19 protein-coding genes and 1 pseudogene are annotated in these 19118 nt (G+C 70.8%); 1 reads left to right on the top strand and 19 read right to left on the bottom strand.

Going from position 1 to position 19118, the window contains the following annotated elements; translation table 11 throughout:
• Positions 1-44: 44 nt before the first annotated feature.
• From coaBC to pyrR, 12 genes are all read right to left on the bottom strand, one after another.
• On the bottom strand, positions 45-1247 hold the full coding sequence (gene coaBC / locus VE614_RS23460; RefSeq protein WP_324940561.1) for a bifunctional phosphopantothenoylcysteine decarboxylase/phosphopantothenate--cysteine ligase CoaBC: 1203 nt from the start codon (positions 1245-1247) through the stop codon (positions 45-47).
• Positions 1248-1360: 113 nt separating this feature from the next.
• Entirely contained in the window at positions 1361-1633 is a 273-nt protein-coding gene (gene rpoZ, locus VE614_RS23455) for a DNA-directed RNA polymerase subunit omega (RefSeq protein ID WP_004933985.1), read from the bottom strand.
• An 81-nt stretch (positions 1634-1714) separates the two neighbouring features.
• Complete coding sequence (gene gmk, locus VE614_RS23450; protein WP_324940557.1) at positions 1715-2272, bottom strand: guanylate kinase; 558 nt, start codon at positions 2270-2272, stop codon at positions 1715-1717.
• 58 nt (positions 2273-2330) lie between these two features.
• Positions 2331-2654: an integration host factor gene (locus VE614_RS23445; protein ID WP_003977346.1), complete on the bottom strand. Its 324-nt coding sequence runs from the start codon at positions 2652-2654 to the stop codon at positions 2331-2333.
• A 255-nt stretch (positions 2655-2909) separates the two neighbouring features.
• The gene (pyrF, locus tag VE614_RS23440) at positions 2910-3764 is read right to left on the bottom strand and encodes an orotidine-5'-phosphate decarboxylase (RefSeq protein ID WP_324940814.1); all 855 of its coding nucleotides are present in this window, start codon (positions 3762-3764) and stop codon (positions 2910-2912) included.
• A gap of 5 nt (positions 3765-3769) precedes the next feature.
• The gene (locus VE614_RS23435; protein ID WP_324940811.1) at positions 3770-4876 is read right to left on the bottom strand and encodes a quinone-dependent dihydroorotate dehydrogenase; all 1107 of its coding nucleotides are present in this window, start codon (positions 4874-4876) and stop codon (positions 3770-3772) included.
• A 77-nt stretch (positions 4877-4953) separates the two neighbouring features.
• Positions 4954-8262 (bottom strand): carbamoyl-phosphate synthase large subunit, encoded by a 3309-nt coding sequence (gene carB / locus VE614_RS23430; RefSeq protein ID WP_324940553.1) that lies wholly within the window; start codon positions 8260-8262, stop codon positions 4954-4956.
• On the bottom strand, positions 8255-9397 hold the full coding sequence (gene carA / locus VE614_RS23425; RefSeq protein WP_324940550.1) for a glutamine-hydrolyzing carbamoyl-phosphate synthase small subunit: 1143 nt from the start codon (positions 9395-9397) through the stop codon (positions 8255-8257). The genes carB and carA overlap by 8 nt, the downstream gene beginning before the upstream one ends.
• Positions 9394-9963: a hypothetical protein gene (locus VE614_RS23420; protein WP_324940547.1), complete on the bottom strand. Its 570-nt coding sequence runs from the start codon at positions 9961-9963 to the stop codon at positions 9394-9396. Before VE614_RS23420 ends, carA begins: the two co-directional genes overlap by 4 nt.
• Positions 9960-11246: a dihydroorotase gene (locus VE614_RS23415; protein WP_324940544.1), complete on the bottom strand. Its 1287-nt coding sequence runs from the start codon at positions 11244-11246 to the stop codon at positions 9960-9962. The genes VE614_RS23420 and VE614_RS23415 overlap by 4 nt, the downstream gene beginning before the upstream one ends.
• A 5-nt stretch (positions 11247-11251) precedes the next feature.
• On the bottom strand, positions 11252-12232 hold the full coding sequence (locus VE614_RS23410) for an aspartate carbamoyltransferase catalytic subunit (RefSeq protein ID WP_324940541.1): 981 nt from the start codon (positions 12230-12232) through the stop codon (positions 11252-11254).
• Between the two features lie 98 nt (positions 12233-12330).
• Positions 12331-12900 carry a bifunctional pyr operon transcriptional regulator/uracil phosphoribosyltransferase PyrR gene (pyrR, locus tag VE614_RS23405; RefSeq protein ID WP_324940538.1) on the bottom strand — a complete coding sequence of 190 codons (570 nt, stop codon included), beginning with the start codon at positions 12898-12900 and terminating at the stop codon, positions 12331-12333.
• A 288-nt stretch (positions 12901-13188) separates the two neighbouring features.
• Here pyrR and bldD point away from each other — a divergent pair, with 288 nt between their 5' ends.
• Positions 13189-13692: a transcriptional regulator BldD gene (gene bldD / locus VE614_RS23400; protein WP_043498969.1), complete on the top strand. Its 504-nt coding sequence runs from the start codon at positions 13189-13191 to the stop codon at positions 13690-13692.
• 214 nt (positions 13693-13906) lie between these two features.
• Here bldD and nusB read toward each other — a convergent pair whose 3' ends face one another.
• The 7 genes and pseudogenes from nusB to VE614_RS23365 all read right to left on the bottom strand — a co-directional run.
• Positions 13907-14341 (bottom strand): transcription antitermination factor NusB, encoded by a 435-nt coding sequence (gene nusB, locus VE614_RS23395; protein WP_324940533.1) that lies wholly within the window; start codon positions 14339-14341, stop codon positions 13907-13909.
• Positions 14342-14343: 2 nt separating this feature from the next.
• A complete protein-coding gene (gene efp / locus VE614_RS23390; RefSeq protein ID WP_324940530.1) occupies positions 14344-14910 on the bottom strand; it encodes an elongation factor P in 567 nt (188 codons plus the stop codon).
• A gap of 52 nt (positions 14911-14962) precedes the next feature.
• Entirely contained in the window at positions 14963-16069 is a 1107-nt protein-coding gene (locus VE614_RS23385) for an aminopeptidase P family protein (protein WP_324940528.1), read from the bottom strand.
• Between the two features lie 152 nt (positions 16070-16221).
• Complete coding sequence (locus tag VE614_RS23380) at positions 16222-17172, bottom strand: Pro-rich N-terminal domain-containing protein (RefSeq protein ID WP_324940525.1); 951 nt, start codon at positions 17170-17172, stop codon at positions 16222-16224.
• A 223-nt stretch (positions 17173-17395) separates the two neighbouring features.
• A complete protein-coding gene (gene aroB, locus VE614_RS23375) occupies positions 17396-18487 on the bottom strand; it encodes a 3-dehydroquinate synthase (RefSeq protein WP_324940523.1) in 1092 nt (363 codons plus the stop codon).
• Positions 18484-19002, bottom strand: a complete 519-nt coding sequence (locus tag VE614_RS23370; RefSeq protein WP_324940520.1) for a shikimate kinase — start codon at positions 19000-19002, stop codon at positions 18484-18486. Before VE614_RS23370 ends, aroB begins: the two co-directional genes overlap by 4 nt.
• Positions 18999-19118 (bottom strand): annotated as a pseudogene (locus VE614_RS23365) (chorismate synthase); the annotation flags it as partial. The pseudogene VE614_RS23365 and the gene VE614_RS23370, both read right to left, overlap by 4 nt.

The following is a 19118-nucleotide window of genomic DNA, read 5'->3' as shown; positions in this document are numbered from 1 at the left end:
GTGTCACCGGGGGTGCGGAAGGTGGCGGGCGGTGCGCCGGGCCGTCAGCGCAGGCGGGCGGTCACCAGGTCCCACACGGTGTCGGCCAGTGCCTCCTTGGGGCCGTGCGGGACGGGAATCTCGCCGCCGTCGGCGGCCAGCACCACGGCCTCGTTCTCCTCCTCGCCGAAGGTCCTGCGCTCCCCCACCTCGTTCACCACGAGCAGATCGCAGCCCTTGCGCTCCAGCTTTCTGCGGCCGTTGGCCAGGACGTCGTCGGTCTCGGCGGCGAAGCCGACGATCACCTGGCCGGGACGGGCGCGGTCGGCGGAGATCTCGGCGAGGATGTCGGGGTTGCGGACCAGGACGATCGGGGCGGGCTCCTGCCCGTCCTTCTTCTTGATCTTCCCGGCCGCGTACGCCGCCGGGCGGAAGTCGGCGACCGCGGCGGCCATCACGACGGCGTCGGCGTCCGCGGCGGCCTTCAGCACGGCCTCGCGCAGCTGGACGGCGGTGCCGACCGGGACCACGTCCACTCCGGCCGGGTCCGGCAGGGCGGTGTTGGCGGCGACCAGGGTGACCCGGGCGCCGCGCGCGGCGGCCGTCCGGGCCAGGGCGTAGCCCTGCTTGCCGGAGGAGCGGTTGCCCAGGAAGCGCACCGGGTCCAGCGGTTCGCGGGTGCCTCCGGCGCTGATCACGACATGCCGGCCCACGAGGTCGGGTTCCCGCACGCCCCGGGCCAGGACCCGGCGGCAGACCTCGAAGATCTCGGCGGGCTCGGGCAGCCGGCCCTTGCCGGTGTCGACGCCGGTGAGCCGGCCGACGGCGGGCTCGATGACGACGGCACCGCGGCGGCGCAGCGTCGCCACGTTCTCCTGGGTGGCCGGGTGCTCCCACATCTCGGTGTGCATCGCGGGGGCGAAGACGACCGGGCAGCGCGCGGTGAGCAGGGTGTTGGTCAGCAGGTCGTCGGCGAGGCCGTGCGCGGCCTTGGCGAGCATGTCGGCCGTGGCCGGGGCGACCACGACGAGGTCGGCCCGCTGGCCGATGCGAACGTGCGGCACCTCGTGGACGTCGTCCCAGACCTGCGTGGAGACGGGGTTGCCGGAGAGCGCGGACCAGGTGGCGGCGCCGACGAAGTGCAGGGCGGAGGCGGTGGGCACGACCCGGACCTCGTGTCCGGACTCGGTGAGCCTGCGCAGCAGCTCACACGCCTTGTAGGCGGCGATGCCGCCGCTGACCCCCAGAACGACCTTCGGCTTGTCCACCGTCGTCTCTCCCCGAACCTCGGAAACGTGCAACCACCCCCATGAGACACCACAGGCCCGGCAGACGTGCTGCCGGGCCTGTGGAAAAGTCAGCTGCGAGCTGATCGTACGACTTACTGACCGGGGCCCTCGACGGCCTCGGAGGTCAGGAGCCCCGCGTTGATCTCGCGCAGCGCGATCGAGAGCGGCTTCTCGTGGACGTGGGTGTCGACGAGGGGACCGACGTACTCGAGGAGGCCCTCGCCGAGCTGCGAGTAGTACGCGTTGATCTGGCGGGCCCGCTTGGCCGCGTAGATCACGAGGCTGTACTTCGAGTCCGTGGCCTCGAGGAGCTCGTCGATCGGCGGGTTGATGATGCCCTCGGGCGCGGAGATGGAAGAGGACACGCTCTACCTTCCGATGGATGGGAAAGAATCAGTCGGCATGATGCCGGTCTGCGTAATGCGGGTCTGCATGATCGCAGCCGATCACACGACGTTCATCAAGGTTAGCAGCTCGCGCGCGACGTCCTGGACGGAGGTGTTGACCAGCGTCTCGTCGAACTCCGGCTCGGCCGCCAGCTCGATCTTCGCCGCCTCCAGGCGGCGCTCGATCACCTCGGGCGGCTCGGTGCCCCGGCCGGTCAGCCTGCGCACCAGCTCCTCCCAGGAGGGCGGAGCCAGGAACACCAGCTGGGCCTCGGGCATCGACTCACGGACCTGCCGAGCCCCCTGGAGGTCGATCTCCAGCAGGACGGGTTCCCCCGCCTCCAGACGCTCCAGCACGGCCGCGCGCGGAGTGCCGTAACGATTGCCGGCGAACTCGGCCCACTCCAGCAGTTCGCCGTTGGCGATCAGCTTGTCCATCTCCTCGTCGGTGACGAAGAAGTAGTGGACTCCGTGCTGCTCGCCGGGGCGGGGCTTGCGGGTCGTCGCCGACACCGAGAGCCAGACCTCGGGGTGTTCCTTGCGCATATGGGCGACGACCGTGCTCTTGCCGACCCCGGAGGGTCCGGAGAGCACGGTCAGCCGCGGACGTTCACTCATGCAGCGATTATTCCAGCAATCCCGGAGTGCCCGGGACCATGCCCGGGCGAGCCGGGGTTCAGGAACCGGTGCTGCCGAATTCGCGCTCGAGGGAGGCGATCTGGTTGGAACCGAGACCACGCACGCGGCGGCTCTCGGAGATGCCGAGTCGCTCCATGATCTGCTTGGCGCGGACCTTGCCCACGCCCGGCAGGGACTCAAGGAGGGCGGAGACCTTCATCTTGCCGATGACGTCGTTCTCCTGGCCCTGCTTGATGACCTCGTGAAGGGAGGCGCCGGAGTGCTTGAGTCGATTCTTGACCTCGGCCCGCTCCCGGCGAGCCGCGGCGGCCTTTTCGAGCGCGGCTGCGCGCTGTTCGGGGGTAAGGGGCGGAAGAGCCACGCCTACGTCACCTCGGATGTCGAACTGTCGGATACGGACCGGTGAGGAACCTAGTCGCCCCACACCTGGGGAGGCACGAGCAACACACGCTTGCCCGTTCTCTCGACGGAGACTAGCGGTCAAGTCCGCCAGAGTCAGCGAGAACAGCGGAAAAGTCCTGGTCAGCCTCTGTCAGGACCGGATATTTCAGACATACTGCCCTGGATTTGAGGATGTATCCAGCCTCAAGACGGCCCCGGGCACTCCGCCGGGACCTCAGACGGAGGTCACCGCGGCCCGGATCTCCTCCGCGAACCGGTCCGCGGCCGCCCGCAGCGCCCCTGCGTCGGGACCGTGACGCAGAACACCCCGGCTGACGTTCGGGACCACATTGCGCACGGCGGCCCCGAAGACCCGGGGCAGGTCGGCCGCGGTGGCCCCCTGGGCGCCGATGCCGGGGGCCAGCAGCGGACCGTTGATCGCCAGGTCGTACGAGGACAGGTCGCCCAGCGTGGCGCCGACGACCGCGCCGAAGGATCCCAGCGGTTCCTCCCCCGCGTTCTCGTCCGCGAGGTGGGCGAGCATCGTGGCACCGACGTTCCGCCCGGCCGGATCCTCGGTGCGCACCGCGTGCTGGACCTCGCCGCCCTCCGGGTTGGAGGTCAGCGCCAGCACGAAGAGCCCGGCGCCGTTCTCCCGGGCCAGGTCGACCGCGGGCTTCAGGGAGCCGTAGCCGAGGTACGGCGAGACGGTCAGCGCGTCGGAGAACAACGGGGCGTCCCTGTGCAGGAAGGACTCGGCGTAGGCGGCCATGGTGGAGCCGATGTCGCCGCGCTTGGCGTCCATGACGACCAGCGCACCGGCCGCGCGGGCCTCCTCGACGGCCTTCTCCAGGACCGCGACACCGCGCGAGCCGAAGCGCTCGAAGAACGCGCTCTGCGGCTTGAGCACGGCGACCCGGTCGGCCATCGCCTCGACGACCGTGCGGCTGAACCGCTCCAGGCCCGCCACGTCGTCGTTCAGGCCCCACTCGGCGAGCAGGGAGGCGTGCGGGTCGATCCCCACGCACAGCGGGCCGCGGTCGTCCATGGCACGGCGCAGCCGGGCACCGAAGGGCTCCAGGGGGCTCATGCCGGTCATCGGGGCTTCCTCACATCGGCGCCGACCGCGTCGGCGAGGGTGGCGTACGGGCTCTGGCGCAGCCGCGCGGCGAGGCCCTTGTGGATGGCGCGGCCCCAGAAGGGCCCCTCGTAGACGAAGGCGCTGTAGCCCTGGACCAGGGTGGCGCCGGCCAGGATGCGCTGCCAGGCGTCCTCGGCGTTCTCGATGCCGCCGACGCCGACCAGGGTGATCCGGTCGCCCACGCGCGCGTAGAGGCGGCGCAGCACCTCCAGGGAGCGGGCCTTCAGGGGCGCCCCCGACAGGCCGCCGGTCTGCTCGACCAGTGCGGGGTCGGACGTCAGGCCCAGGCCCTCGCGCGCGATGGTGGTGTTCGTGGCGATGATCCCGTCCAGGCCCAGTTCCACGGCGAGGTCGGCCACCGCGTCGATGTCCTCGTCGGCGAGGTCGGGGGCGATCTTCACCAGCAGCGGGACGCGCCGGGTGGTGACCGTACGGTCGGCGGCGTCGCGTACGGCGCTCAGCAGCGGACGCAGCGCCTCGGTGGCCTGGAGGTTGCGCAGCCCGGGCGTGTTGGGCGACGACACGTTCACGACCAGGTAGTCGGCGTACGGCGCCAGCCGCTCGGCGGACTTCACGTAGTCGAGGGCGGCCTCCTCCTCCGGAACCACCTTCGTCTTGCCGATGTTCACACCCACGACGGTCCTGAAGACCGGTGTACGGGAGGCCAGACGGGCGGCGACGGCGAGCGAGCCCTCGTTGTTGAAGCCCATACGGTTGATCAGCGCCCGGTCGGGGACCAGGCGGAACAGCCGCTTCTTGGGGTTGCCGGGCTGCGGCTCCCCGGTCACGGTGCCGATCTCGACGTGGTCGAAGCCGAGCATCGCCATGCCGTCGATCGCGACGGCGTTCTTGTCGAAGCCGGCGGCGAGACCGAACGGACCGTGCATGCGCAGGCCGAGTGCCTCGGTGCGCAGCTCCTTGTACCGGGGCGCGAGCACGGCCGCGACGAAGGTGCGCAGCACGGGGACGCGCACGGCCAAGCGGATCCACCGGAAGGCCAGGTGGTGGGCCTGCTCCGGGTCCATCCGCTTGAAGACGAGGTTGAAGAAGATCTTGTACATCGATGTCCTCATGCCGAAGCTCAGGGCGAGCCTCATGAAGAGGGGGACACCGTTTCCGGTGTCCCCCTCAAGGGCTGCTAGTCGCGGGCCGCGGTCAGGAACTCCGCGTGTTCCTGGAGCGAGCGGACGCCCACGTCGCCGTGGTTGAGCGCGTCGATGCCCTGGACGGCGGCGGCGAGCGCCTGGACCGTCGTCAGGCACGGCACCGACCGGGCCACGGCCGCCGTACGGATCTCGTAGCCGTCGAGGCGGCCGCCGGTGCCGTACGGGGTGTTGACGATGAGGTCGACCTCGCCGTCGTGGATGAGCTGGACGATGGTCTTCTCGCCGTTCGGGCCGGTGCCCTCGGACTGCTTGCGCACCACGGTGGCGTTGATGCCGTTGCGCTTGAGGACCTCGGCGGTGCCGGAGGTGGCCAGCAGCTCGAAGCCGTGGGCGACCAGCTCGCGGGCCGGGAAGATCATCGAGCGCTTGTCGCGGTTGGCGACCGAGATGAAGGCGCGGCCCTTGGTGGGCAGCGGGCCGTAGGCGCCGGCCTGCGACTTGGCGTACGCCGTGCCGAAGACCGAGTCGATGCCCATGACCTCGCCGGTGGAGCGCATCTCCGGGCCGAGGACGGTGTCGACGCCGCGACCGTGGATGTCCCGGAAGCGGGACCACGGCATGACGGCCTCCTTGACGGAGATCGGCGCGTCGAGCGGGAGCTCGCCGCCGTCACCGTGCCTGGGCAGCAGGCCCTCCTGGCGCAGCTCGGCGATGGTCGCGCCGAGCGAGATGCGGGCGGCGGCCTTGGCCAGCGGCACCGCGGTCGCCTTGGAGGTGAAGGGCACCGTGCGCGAGGCGCGCGGATTGGCCTCCAGGACGTACAGGATGTCGCCCGCCATCGCGAACTGGATGTTGATCAGGCCGCGCACGCCGACGCCCTTGGCGATGGCCTCGGTGGAGGCGCGCAGCCGCTTGATGTCGAAGCCGCCGAGGGTGATCGGGGGCAGGGCGCACGCCGAGTCGCCGGAGTGGATGCCGGCCTCCTCGATGTGCTCCATGACACCGCCGAGGTACAGCTCCTCGCCGTCGTAGAGCGCGTCGACGTCGATCTCGATCGCGTCGTCGAGGAAGCGGTCGACGAGGACCGGCCGGGTGGGGCTGATCTCGGTCGACTCCGCGATGTACGACTCCAGCCGGGTCTCGTCGTAGACGATCTCCATGCCGCGCCCGCCGAGGACGTACGAGGGCCGGACGAGGACCGGGTAGCCGATCTCGTCGGCGATGGCCTTGGCCTCGGCGAAGGTGGTGGCAGTGCCGTGCTTCGGGGCCGGCAGGCCGGCCTCCTTCAGGACGCGGCCGAAGGCGCCGCGGTCCTCGGCGGCGTGGATGGCCTCCGGGGAGGTGCCGACGATCGGCACGCCGTTGTCCTTCAGTGCCTGCGACAGGCCCAGCGGGGTCTGGCCGCCGAGCTGGACGACGACGCCCGCGACCGGGCCGGCCTGCTGCTCGGCGTGGACGATCTCCAGCACGTCCTCCAGCGTCAGCGGCTCGAAGTACAGGCGGTCGGAGGTGTCGTAGTCGGTGGAGACGGTCTCCGGGTTGCAGTTGACCATCACCGTCTCGTAGCCCGCGTCGCTGAGCGCGAAGGAGGCGTGGACGCAGGAGTAGTCGAACTCGATGCCCTGGCCGATGCGGTTCGGGCCGGAGCCCAGGATGATCACCGCGGGCTTCTCGCGCGGCGCGACCTCGGTCTCCTCGTCGTAGGAGGAGTAGAAGTACGGCGTCCTGGCGGCGAACTCGGCGGCGCAGGTGTCGACCGTCTTGTAGACCGGGCGGATGCCGAGGGCGTGCCGGACCTCGCGGACGACGTCCTCGCGCAGGCCGCGGATCTCGGCGATCTGCTGGTCGGAGAAGCCGTGCCGCTTGGCCTCGGCCAGCAGCTCGCGGGTCAGCTCCGGGGCCTCGGCGATCTCGTCGGCGATCTCCTTGATGAGGAAGAGCTGGTCGACGAACCACGGGTCGATGCGGGTGTACTCGAAGACCTCCTCGGGCGTGGCGCCCGCGCGGATGGCCTGCATGACCGTGTTGATCCGGCCGTCGGTGGGACGGACGGCGTCGCGCAGCAGCTGCTCCTTGTCGCCCGTCTCGCCGACGAAGGTGAACTGGCTGCCCTTCTTCTCCAGGGAGCGCAGCGCCTTCTGGAAGGCCTCGGTGAAGTTGCGGCCGATGGCCATGGCCTCGCCGACCGACTTCATGGTGGTGGTGAGGGTCGAGTCGGCGGACGGGAACTTCTCGAAGGCGAAGCGCGGGGCCTTGACGACCACGTAGTCGAGGGTCGGCTCGAAGGAGGCCGGGGTCTCCTGCGTGATGTCGTTCGGGATCTCGTCGAGGGTGTAGCCGACGGCGAGCTTGGCGGCGATCTTGGCGATCGGGAAGCCGGTCGCCTTGGAGGCGAGCGCCGAGGAGCGGGACACGCGCGGGTTCATCTCGATGACGATGACCCGGCCGTCCTCGGGGTTGACCGCGAACTGGATGTTGCAGCCGCCGGTGTCGACGCCGACCTCGCGGATGATCGCGATGCCGACGTCGCGCAGCACCTGGTACTCGCGGTCGGTGAGCGTCATCGCGGGCGCGACGGTGATCGAGTCACCGGTGTGCACGCCCATGGGGTCGAAGTTCTCGATGGAGCAGACGACCACGACGTTGTCGTTCTTGTCGCGCATCAGCTCCAGCTCGTACTCCTTCCAGCCGAGGATGGACTCCTCCAGGAGCACCTCGGTGGTCGGGGAGAGCGTGAGGCCCTGGCCGGCGATGCGGCGCAGCTCCTCCTCGTCGTGGGCGAAGCCGGAGCCGGCGCCGCCCATGGTGAAGGAGGGGCGCACGACGACCGGGTAGCCGCCGAGCGTCTCGACGCCCGCGAGGACGTCGTCCATGGAGTGGCAGATCACGGACCGGGCGGACTCGCCGTGCCCGATCTTCTTGCGGACCTCCTCCACGACCTCCTTGAACAGGTCGCGGTCCTCGCCCTTGTGGATCGCCTCCACGTTGGCGCCGATCAGCTCGACGCCGTACTTCTCCAGGACGCCGTTCTCGTGCAGCGAGATGGCGGTGTTGAGCGCCGTCTGGCCGCCCAGGGTGGGCAGCAGGGCGTCGGGGCGCTCCTTGGCGATGATCTTCTCGACGAACTCGGGGGTGATCGGCTCGACGTAGGTGGCGTCGGCGATCTCCGGGTCGGTCATGATCGTCGCGGGGTTGGAGTTCACGAGGATGACCCGCAGGCCCTCTGACTTCAGGACCCGGCACGCCTGGGTGCCGGAGTAGTCGAACTCGGCGGCCTGGCCGATGACGATCGGGCCGGAGCCGATGACCAGGACGGACTGGATATCGGTGCGCTTAGGCACGCTGGCCCTCCATCAGGGAAACGAAGCGGTCGAACAGGTAGGCGGCGTCGTGCGGGCCGGCTGCCGCTTCGGGGTGGTACTGGACGCTGAAGGCCGGCTTGTCGAGAAGCTGGAGGCCCTCCACCACGTTGTCGTTGAGGCAGACGTGGGAGACCTCGGCGCGGCCGAAGGGGGTCTCGGAGACCTGGTCGAGCGGGGCGTCGACGGCGAAGCCGTGGTTGTGCGCGGTGACCTCGACCTTGCCGGTCGTGCGGTCCTGCACCGGCTGGTTGATGCCGCGGTGGCCGTACTTCAGCTTGTAGGTGCCGAAGCCGAGGGCGCGGCCGAGGATCTGGTTGCCGAAGCAGATGCCGAACAGCGGGGTGCCGCGCTCCAGGACCGCCTGCATCACGGAGACCGGGTGGTCGGCGGTGGCCGGGTCGCCCGGGCCGTTGGAGAAGAACACGCCGTCCGGGTTCACGGCGTACACGTCGTCGACGCTCGCCGTGGCGGGCAGCACGTGCACCTCGATGCCGCGCTCGGCCATCCGGTGCGGGGTCATGCCCTTGATGCCGAGGTCGACCGCGGCGACGGTGAACTTCTTCTCGCCGATCGCGGGGACGACGTACGCCTCCTTGGTGGCGACCTCGGCGGACAGGTCGGCACCCGTCATCTCGGGGGCCTGGCGCACCTGGGCGATCATGGTGCCCTCGTCGGGCAGCGCGTTGCCGGAGAAGATGCCGACGCGCATGGCGCCGCGCTCGCGCAGATGGCGGGTGAGCGCGCGGGTGTCGATGCCGCTGATGCCGACCACGCCCTGGGCGGCCAGTTCCTCGTCCAGCGAGCGCCGGGAGCGCCAGTTGGACGGCACGCGCGCGGGGTCGCGTACGACGTAGCCGGCGACCCAGATGCGCTTCGACTCGGGATCCTCGTCGTTGACGCCGGTGTTGCCCACGTGCGGGGCGGTCATCACGACGACCTGGCGGTGGTACGACGGGTCGGTCAGGGTCTCCTGGTAGCCGGTCATGCCGGTGGAGAAGACGGCCTCGCCGAAGGTCTCCCCCACGGCCCCATAGGCGCGGCCGCGGAAGATACGGCCGTCCTCCAGGACGAGTACGGCGGGAACCTTGCTGGTTCCCCTGGTGGAGGTCGTCATCGTTCGGCGCCTTCCCTGGTGGTTGTTTCGATCATGGAGTTAATGACGTCGACCCACTCGTTGTGCTCGGCCGCGCGGTCGGAGCGGAAGCCGGAGTCGATCAGTTTGCCGCCGTGCGCCCAGGTCACGATGAGCAGTCCGCCCTCGGTGAGCACCTTTCCGGCGATGCCCTTGTCGAGCCGGGCTTCGCGCAGCGCAGCGGCCGGGACGAAGAAGTCGGCCGCCCCGGGGCGTACGACGTCCAGGCCCGCGTCGGTCAGTGTCAGCTCGGCTCGGCTGCGGGTGCCCAGGCCGTGCGCGACGATGCGGTCGAGCCATTGCCCCGCGGTGGTGGAGCCGTGGTAGCGGCCGCTCATCGTCAGTCTCGCCTCGCCGGGCTCGTCCGGCGCGCTGGGCAGCTCCGGCAGGTCGCCCTGGAGGGTGCCCCGCCATTTCCAGCCCTCGCGCATCAGCCAGTAGACGAGCGCGACGAAGAGGGCGAGACCGGCCACCCAGCCGAGGCGGGCGGCCCAGTCGGTCACTTCCGCCGATTCCCTCTCGGCGGCCAGCAGGAGTACAGGTGTCACGTGAGCTTCCCGTCGATGAGCGTGGCCTTGCCCCGGAGCCACGTGTGCGTGACACGGCCCGGCAGCTCACGCCCCTCGTACGGGGTGTTGCGGCTGCGCGAGGCGAAGCCCGCGGGGTCCACGAGCCCACGGTATTCCGTGTCGACCAGGGTGAGGTTGGCGGGCTCACCAGCCGAGACGGGACGGCCGTGACCCGTGGCCTGTCCGATCTGCGCGGGCCTGACGGACATCCGGTCGGCGACGCCGGCCCAGTCCAGCAGGCCCGTGTCCACCATGGTCGCCTGGACCACTGACAACGCGGTCTCCAGGCCGACCATGCCCATGGCGGCGGCGGCCCACTCGCAGTCCTTGTCCTCGTGCGGGTGGGGGGCGTGGTCGGTGGCGACGATGTCGATCGTGCCGTCGGCCAGGGCCTCGCGCAGGGCCATCACGTCGCGCTCGGTGCGCAGCGGCGGGTTGACCTTGTAGACGGGGTCGTAGCTGCGTACCAGCTCGTCCGTGAGGAGCAGGTGGTGCGGGGTGACCTCGGCGGTCACCTGGATGCCGCGGGACTTGGCCCAGCGGACGATCTCGACGGACCCGGCGGTCGACAGGTGGCAGATGTGCACGCGGGAACCGACGTGGTCGGCGAGCAGCACGTCCCGGGCGATGATCGACTCCTCGGCCACCGCGGGCCAGCCGCCGAGTCCCAGCTCGGCGGAGACGACGCCCTCGTTCATCTGGGCGCCCTCGGTCAGCCGCGGCTCCTGGGCGTGCTGGGCGATCACCCCGTTGAAGGCCTTCACGTACTCCAGCGCCCGGCGCATGATCACCGCGTCGTGCACGCACTTGCCGTCGTCGGAGAAGACCGTCACACCGGCCGCCGACTCGTGCATGGCGCCCAGCTCGGCGAGCTTGCTGCCCTCCAGCCCGACGGTGACGGCGCCGATGGGCTGCACGTCGCAGTAGCCGGACTCCTTGCCGAGCCGCCACACCTGCTCGACGACACCGGCGGTGTCGGCGACGGGGAAGGTGTTGGCCATGGCGAACACGGTGGTGTAGCCGCCGGAGGCCGCCGCGCGGGTGCCGGTGAGGACCGTCTCGGAGTCCTCGCGGCCCGGCTCGCGCAGATGGGTGTGCAGGTCGACCAGGCCCGGCAGCAGCACCTTGCCGCCGGCCTCGACGACCTCGGCGCCGTCGGCGGACAGTCCGGTGCCCACCTCGGCGATGGTCTCGCCGTCGATCAGGACGTCCCGCGCCTCGCCGCCGAGGACCTTCGCACCACGGATCAGGATCTTGCTCATCTGTCTTACTTCTCCTCGGTGGTACGGGCGTGGGTGACGGCGGGCTCGTTGCCGCCCAGCAGCAGGTAGAGGACGGCCATCCGGATGGAGACGCCGTTGGCGACCTGCTCGACGACGGTGCAGCGGTCGGAGTCGGCGACCTCGGCGGTGATCTCCATGCCGCGGACCATGGGGCCGGGGTGCATCACGATGGCGTGCTCGGGCATCTTGGCCATGCGGTCCCCGTCGAGGCCGTAGCGCCGCGAGTACTCGCGCTCGGTCGGGAAGAACGCGGCGTTCATCCGCTCGCGCTGCACACGCAGCATCATCACGGCGTCGGACTTGGGCAGGGTGCTGTCGAGGTCGTACGACACCTCGCAGGGCCAGGTCCCGACGCCGACCGGCAGCAGGGTCGGCGGGGCGACCAGGGTGACCTCGGCGCCGAGGGTGTGCAGCAGGTCGACGTTGGAGCGGGCGACCCGGCTGTGCAGCACGTCTCCGACGAGGGTGACGTGCTTGCCGGCCAGGTCCTGGCCGAGCCCGGCGTCCTTGCCGACCAGCCGGCGGCGCATGGTGAAGGCGTCGAGCAGGGCCTGGGTGGGGTGCTGGTGGGTGCCGTCGCCGGCGTTGATGACGGCCGCGTCGATCCAGCCTGAGTTGGCGAGGCGGTACGGCGCCCCGGAGGCGCTGTGCCGGATGACCACGGCGTCGACGCCCATGGCCTCCAGGGTCTGGGCGGTGTCCTTCAGGGACTCGCCCTTGGACACACTGGAGCCCTTGGCGGAGAAGTTGATCACATCCGCGGAGAGCCGCTTCTCGGCGGCCTCGAAGGAGATGCGGGTGCGCGTGGAGTCCTCGAAGAAGAGGTTGACGATCGTGCGGCCGCGCAGGGTCGGCAGCTTCTTGATCGGCCGGTCGGCCACCCGGGCCATCTCCTCGGCGGTGTCGAGGATGAGGACGGCGTCGTCGCGGGTGAGGTCGGCGGCCGAGATGAGATGACGCTGCATCTGTCAGGCTCCGTAAGGCAGTTCAGGGGGAGGTTTCGGGCAAACCGGTCCATGCCTGCGTGCGTGGGCACGCCGAAGCGGTCCGCACGCCCGGTTTGCTACTGGCCGGCCTTCGCACCGAGCAGCACGGTGTCGCGACCGTCCTCCTCGGCGAGCTGGACCTTGACCGTCTCCCGCAGCGACGTGGGGAGGTTCTTGCCGACGTAGTCGGCGCGGATGGGCAGTTCGCGGTGGCCGCGGTCGACGAGGACCGCCAGTTGCACCGCGCGGGGCCGCCCGATGTCGTTCAGCGCGTCGAGGGCGGCGCGGATGGTGCGGCCGGAGAAGAGGACGTCGTCGACGAGGACGACCAGCTTGCCGTCGATGCCGTCACCCGGGATCTCGGTGCGGGCCAGCGCACGCGGCGGGTGCATGCGCAGGTCGTCGCGGTACATGGTGATGTCCAGCGAACCGCAGGGGATCTTGCGCTCGGTGATCTGCTCGAGCTTGGCGGCGAGCCGCTGGGCGAGGAAGACGCCCCGGGTCGGGATGCCGAGGAGCACCACGTCGTCGGCGCCCTTGGCGCGCTCGACGATCTCGTGGGCGATGCGGGTCAGAACCCGCGCGATGTCGGGGCCCTCGAGAACGGGCCTCGCATCGGACGCTTGCGCGTTGGCGTGCGTGTCCATATGAAACGGACCTCCTTCTCCGCCTCACGGGACGGACCTTAAAGGACGTCGGGATTGCGCCATCCACCGTAGCAGGCCGCGGCGACACTCCGCCGCACCCCCTCGATCACCCCTCCGAGACCCCTGAGACCACCCATTCGGCCCAACCGAGTGCCGATACCACGGAAGAGTCGGTGTGGACCATTCGGCTTGACGCAGGAGAGTCACGCTGCGTAACCTCACAGTGAGTTACCAACCGCGCGGCGGGAATCACGCCAGTCCGCGTCGACACAGTGTCCGGGGAGCTATATGTCCAGCGAATACGCCAAACAGCTCGGGGCCAAGCTCCGGGCCATCCGCACCCAGCAGGGCCTTTCCCTCCACGGTGTCGAGGAGAAGTCCCAGGGACGCTGGAAGGCCGTGGTGGTCGGTTCCTACGAGCGCGGCGACCGCGCCGTGACCGTGCAGCGCCTCGCCGAGCTGGCGGATTTCTACGGCGTTCCCGTGCAGGAGCTGCTTCCGGGCACCACCCCGGGCGGCGCCGCCGAGCCGCCGCCGAAGCTGGTCCTGGACCTGGAGCGGCTGGCCACCGTGCCGGCCGAGAAGGCGGGCCCGCTGCAGCGCTACGCGGCGACGATCCAGTCCCAGCGCGGTGACTACAACGGCAAGGTGCTCTCCATCCGCCAGGACGACCTGCGCACACTCGCCGTCATCTACGACCAGTCGCCCTCGGTCCTCACCGAGCAGCTGATCAGCTGGGGCGTGCTGGACGCGGACGCGCGTCGCGCGGTCGCCGCGCACGAGGAGAGCTGAGCGCTCCCCTCCACGGGCGGACATCAGCAGAAACGTGCCGCCGGGGTGGCCGGAACCGAGGGGTTCCGGCCACCCCGGCGGCTTTCTGCGGCTCTCTGCGGGCCTCCGGACCCCCGTGGGGACTTCCCCGGCCCCGGACGACCAGACAGGCGTACGAGAACGCCCGAGGGCCCGCAGCGGATGTGCTGCGGGCCCTCGGGCGTCTTGGTGCGGCTCAGGCTTCGTCGCGGCGCAGTGAAGGCTTGAGCTCCTTCAGCCGGCCGAGCAGGCCGTTGACGAACGAGGGCGACTCGTCCGTGGAGAACTCCTTCGCCAGCTGCACCATCTCGTCGAGAACGACGGCGTCCGGGGTCTCGTCGACCCAGATCAGCTCGTACGCGCCGAGACGCAGGATGTTGCGGTCGACGACCGGCATCCGGTCGAGCGTCCAGCCGACGGAGTACTGCGCGATCAGCTCGTCGATCCGCCTCGCGTGCTCCGTGTAGCCCTCGACCAGCTGCATGGTGTATTCGCTGACCGGCGGCTGCCGGGTGTCGGCCCGGGAGAGCCGGACCCAGTCCGCGAGGACCGTCAGGACGTCGGCGTCGCGCTGATCGCCCTCGAAGAGGATCTGGAAGGCGCGCTTGCGGGCCGTGTTACGGGCGGCCACGGTTAGCTGTTCACCCGGCCGAGGTAGTCGCTGGTGCGGGTGTCGACCTTGATCTTCTCACCGGTGGTGATGAAGAGCGGAACCTGGATCTGGTGGCCGGTCTCCAGGGTCGCGGGCTTGGTGCCGCCGGTGGAGCGGTCGCCCTGGACGCCCGGCTCGGTCTCGGCGATGGTCAGCTCGACGGCGGCCGGGAGCTCGACGAAGAGCACCTCGCCCTCGTGCTGGGCGACGACGGCCGTGAAGCCCTCGACCAGGAAGTTCGCGGCGTCGCCGACGGTCTTCCGGTCGATGTGCAGCTGGTCGTAGGTGTCCATGTCCATGAAGACGAAGTACTCGCCGTCCATGTACGAGAACTGCATGTCGCGCTTGTCGACAGTGGCCGTCTCGACCTTGACGCCGGCGTTGAAGGTCTTGTCGACGACCTTGCCGGAGAGCACGTTCTTGAGCTTGGTGCGCACGAAGGCCGGGCCCTTGCCGGGCTTGACGTGCTGGAACTCGACGACGGACCAGAGCTGGCCGCCTTCGAGCTTGAGCACCATGCCGTTCTTGAGGTCGTTCGTGGAAGCCACGGTTGCGGAATCTCCTGGACTGACGTGGACGACCCCGGGGGCACGCACCTGCCTATAGTGCGAGCAGCTCCTTGGTCGTAATGGTGAGTAGCTCGGGTCCGCCGTCCGCCTCGGGGCGGACGACGAGCGTGTCATCGATCCGGACGCCGCCCCGGCCCGGGAGGTGGACCCCGGGTTCGACGGTGACCGGCACGCAAGCGTCCAGTTTACCCATGGCGGCGGGAGCCAACTGCGGGTCCTCGTCGATTTCGAGTCCCACGCCGTGCCCGGTCAGCGGAAGCAGGCCTTCCCCGTGTCCCGCGGAGTCCAGCACCTGCCGGGCCGCGCGGTCCACGTCACGGTAGGCGGCACCGGGTGCCAGACTCTCCCGGCCGGCCCGCTGGGCGGCGAAGACCAGGTCGTACAGCTCGATCTGCCAGTCGGCGGGCGAGGTCCCGATGACGAAGGTACGGCCGATCTCGCACCGGTAGCCGCGGTAGGTGGCACCCAGGCACACGGAGAGGAAGTCGCCCTCCTCCACCCGCCGGTCCGTGGGCCGGTGGCCGCGGCGGCCGGAGTTCGGGCCGGTGCCGACGGAGGTGGGGAAGGCGGGGCCGTCGGCACCGTGGTCGACCAGGCGCCGTTCGAGTTCCAGGGCGAGGTGGCGTTCGGTGCGCCCGACCAGGATGGATTCGAGCAGCTCGCCGAGGGCCTGGTCGGCGATCTCCGCGCCGATCCGCAGGCAGGAGATCTCCTCCTCGTCCTTCACCACCCTCAGCTGCTCGACCGCACCGCCGAGGTCGGCCAGCCGCAGCCGCGGCACGACCGATCCGATGGCCCGGTGCCGGGCGACGGTGAGGTGGTGTTCCTCCACCGCGAGGGAATCGGCGCCCTGGCCCGCGGCGAGGTCGGCGGCGGCGACGGCCGTATCACCGCTGGGGCGGGGCAGGGCGTGCACCCGCAGCGCCTCGTCGGGGCGCCCCTCGGCGGGGCGGTCGTCCGGGGGGCCTGCGCACACCAGCAGATCTTCGCGCTTGCCCAGCAGCAGTACGGCACCGTGGGGTGCCGCGCCCGCGAGGTAGCGCACGTTGGCGGGACGGGAGACGAGCGCTGCCGCCGCGCCGCCCGCGTTACAGCGTTCCCGTACTCGCGTACGGCGGGTCGCGTACACCTCTGACATGACACGAGCGTAGGAGTTGTGGGCGAATTGTGCCGGTTGGGGAGGTGCCGTTCGGGCTAGCGCCGTGGTGCGAACGGCTGGCTGCCGACTGCGGACGCTTGTGGCTCGTCGCGCAGTTCCCCTCGCCCCTCAGGTGGGTCCGCTCCCCGAGTTCACCACTTCGGCGGGCTTGCGATCGCTCTCGCCAGGACCTCGTCCAGGACGCGGGCCGTGCCGGGGACGTCGAGCTGGGAGTTGTCGATGATCGGCAGGCCCGAGCCGTACCATCCGGCCATGCGGCCGTGGATGCGGGCGACCTCCTCGTCGGTGAGGCGGCGGTTGCCGGTGCGCTCGGCGTTGCGCTCCAGGACGATGTCGAGGCCCGGGAGGAGGACGACGGGGAGCAGTCCGGGGCCGACGTGCCGCTTCCAGCCGCCGAGGCCGACCACCGGCCGGTCGGGGAAGACGGCGTCGTCGAGAATGCAGGAGATGCCGTTGGCCAGGAAGTTCCGCGCGGCGAAGCCGCAGGTGCGGCGGGCCAGGCGGTACTGCGCCTCCGAGTTGTCGTTCCACCCGGACTGCGGATCGGCGAAGCCGGAGCGGACCCATTCGCGGACGTCGTCCAGGCTGATGTGCGCGGTGGGCACGCGGCGGTGGTCCGCCCAGTACTTGGCGACGCTGGTCTTGCCCGCGCCGGCGGGACCGATCAGCAGTACCGCGAGCGTGGTGGCGCCCGGGTCGGGCACGCCGACCGCCCGATCGGGTGCGCCGGCCGGCGGCGGGGTGCCGGGGGCCGCCACCGGGCCGCCGGGCGGCAGCGGCACATGGCCGGTCGTGTCCGGCGGTGCGTGCTGCGGCGCCCCGGCATGTGGAACGGGCGGCGCTCCGGTGAAACCGGGCGGCGGCACCGGGGCGGATCCCCGCGGCACCGGGCCGGGGCCGTGCTGCGGGGCGGGGGCCTGCTGCGGGGGCGGTCCCTGCGGAGGTGGACCAGGGGGGTGCGGACCCGGGTGGTGGCCCGGGTGGTGCGGACCCGGGTGTTGTGCGGCCGGCGACCAGCCGGCGGCCGGACCGTGCCCCGGCTGGTGGGGCGGCGGCAGCGGAGACCCCACTGCGTGCTGCATCCGGTGCCACTCCGTCTCGTCTTTCAAGGCTTTCGGCGCTGGCAGCGGGCGCGAGCCCGCTCCCTACCGAACGGTACCGCCCCCGGCCATCGTTTGGTGAACGGCCGAGGGCGGCCCGAAGTGCCCGCGGTGGCAAGCGGAATGGGACGGAAGGGGCCCGAGGGGCCTTACCGGACGGGCCCTACCCGGCGGGCCCTACCGGGCGGGCCTCACTGGGCGGGCCTCACTGGGCGACCTCGCCGTAGGCGGCGAGCAGCATGGCCGGGTCGGGGCCCTCCATGACGGTCGGCTTGGCGAGTCCGTCGAGGACGATGAAGCGCAGCAGGTCGCCGCGGGACTTCTTGTCGACCTTCATGGTCTGCAGCAACTTGGGCCACTGGTCGTAGCGGTAGCTGAGCGGCAGCCCCACCGACTCCAGGATGGTGCGGTGCCGGTCCGCGGTGGCGTCGTCCAGCCGGCCCGCCAGACGGCCCAGTTCGGCGGCGAAGTGCATGCCGACCGAGACCGCGGCGCCGTGCCGCCACTTGTAGCGCTCGTTCTTCTCGATCGCGTGGCCGAGGGTGTGGCCGTAGTTGAGGATCTCCCGGAGCCCGTTCTCCTTCAGGTCCGAGGAGACCACCTCGGCCTTGACCCGGATCGACCGCTCGATCAGCTCGGCGGTGTGCGGACCGGCCGGGGTGCGCGCGCCCTCCGGGTCGGCCTCGATCAGGTCCAGGATCACCGGGTCGGCGATGAAACCGGCCTTGATGACCTCCGCGAGCCCGGAGACGTAGTCGTTGACCGGCAGGGAGTCCAGCGCGGCCAGGTCGCACAGGACCCCGGCCGGGGGGTGGAAGGAGCCGACGAGGTTCTTGCCCTCGGCGGTGTTGATGCCGGTCTTGCCGCCCACCGCCGCGTCGACCATGGCCAGCACGGTCGTCGGGACGGCGATCCAGCGCACGCCGCGCAGCCAGGTCGCCGCGACGAAGCCCGCCAGGTCGGTCGTGGAGCCGCCGCCCACGCCCACGATCACATCGGTACGGGTGAACCCGGACTGCCCCAGCGCCTTCCAGCAGTAGGCGGCGACCTCGGCGGTCTTGGCCTCCTCCGCGTTCGGCACCTGGATCGCGACCGCCTCGTAGCCCTGCTCGGCCAGGTCGGCGCGCAGCGCCTCCCCGGTCTCGGCCAGCGCCTCGGGGTGGATCACCGCGACCCGGGTCGCCTTCTCGCCGATCAGACCGGCCAGCTCGCCGAGCAGCTGCCGGCCCACCAGGACCTCGTACGGCTCACTGCCCGCGGAGCCGCCGACCTGAATCCGTGTCACAGACTCACTCATGCTTCCTTCAACTCCAGAACGTCGAGGACCGCCTGGGCGACCTCGTCCGGTGTGCGGGCATCGGTGGCCACGACCGCGCGGGCCACCTCCTCGTACAGGTGACGGCGGGCCTCCATCAGCTCCCGCCACTGCTTGCGCGGGTTGACCGCCAGCAGCGGCCGGGCGACGTTCAGGCCGGTGCGCCGGGTCGCCTCCTCGACGTCCATCGACAGGTACACCACCGGCCGGCCGGCCAGCAGCGCGCGGGTGTCCGGGTCGAGGATCGCGCCGCCGCCGAGCGCCAGGACGCCGTCGTGCTCGGCGAGCGCCGTCTGCACGGCTCGCTTCTCGACGGCGCGGAAGAAAGGCTCGCCCTCGTCGACGAAGATGTCGGCGATGGCCCGTCCCTGCTCGGCGACGATGTCGTCGTCGGTGTCCCGGTACTCGACGCCCAGTCGTCCGGCGACCAGCCGCCCGACGGTGGACTTGCCCACGCCCATCGGGCCGACCAGGACGACGACAGGACCCGTGCTCATCGGATGTGCAGGTTGTCGAGGTACGACCGCACGTTGCGGCGGGTCTCGGTGACGCTGTCCCCGCCGAACTTCTCCGCCACCGCGTCCGCCAGCACCAGCGCGACCATCGCCTCGGC

Origin of the sequence: Streptomyces sp., assembly GCF_035645055.1 — a bacterium.
Classification (GTDB): Bacteria; Actinomycetota; Actinomycetes; order Streptomycetales; family Streptomycetaceae; genus Streptomyces.
The sequence above is the reverse complement of the archived record's forward strand: the minus strand, read 5'-3'. Positions and strand labels throughout refer to the sequence as shown.

Bases quoted from the DNA above. Each gene is read 5' to 3' on its own strand.
- gmk (WP_324940557.1), bottom strand. From the start codon at position 2,272: ATGAGTGAACGTCCGCGGCTGACCGTGCTCTCCGGACCCTCCGGGGTC.
- pyrF (WP_324940814.1), bottom strand. From the start codon at position 3,764: ATGAGCCCCCTGGAGCCCTTCGGTGCCCGGCTGCGCCGTGCCATGGAC.
- VE614_RS23435 (WP_324940811.1), bottom strand. From the start codon at position 4,876: ATGTACAAGATCTTCTTCAACCTCGTCTTCAAGCGGATGGACCCGGAG.
- carA (WP_324940550.1), bottom strand. From the start codon at position 9,397: ATGACGACCTCCACCAGGGGAACCAGCAAGGTTCCCGCCGTACTCGTC.
- VE614_RS23415 (WP_324940544.1), bottom strand. From the start codon at position 11,246: ATGAGCAAGATCCTGATCCGTGGTGCGAAGGTCCTCGGCGGCGAGGCG.
- VE614_RS23410 (WP_324940541.1), bottom strand. From the start codon at position 12,232: ATGCAGCGTCATCTCATCTCGGCCGCCGACCTCACCCGCGACGACGCC.
- pyrR (WP_324940538.1), bottom strand. From the start codon at position 12,900: ATGGACACGCACGCCAACGCGCAAGCGTCCGATGCGAGGCCCGTTCTC.
- bldD (WP_043498969.1), top strand. From the start codon at position 13,189: ATGTCCAGCGAATACGCCAAACAGCTCGGGGCCAAGCTCCGGGCCATC.
- VE614_RS23385 (WP_324940528.1), bottom strand. From the start codon at position 16,069: ATGTCAGAGGTGTACGCGACCCGCCGTACGCGAGTACGGGAACGCTGT.
- VE614_RS23380 (WP_324940525.1), bottom strand. From the start codon at position 17,172: ATGCAGCACGCAGTGGGGTCTCCGCTGCCGCCGCCCCACCAGCCGGGG.
- aroB (WP_324940523.1), bottom strand. From the start codon at position 18,487: ATGAGTGAGTCTGTGACACGGATTCAGGTCGGCGGCTCCGCGGGCAGT.
- VE614_RS23370 (WP_324940520.1), bottom strand. From the start codon at position 19,002: ATGAGCACGGGTCCTGTCGTCGTCCTGGTCGGCCCGATGGGCGTGGGC.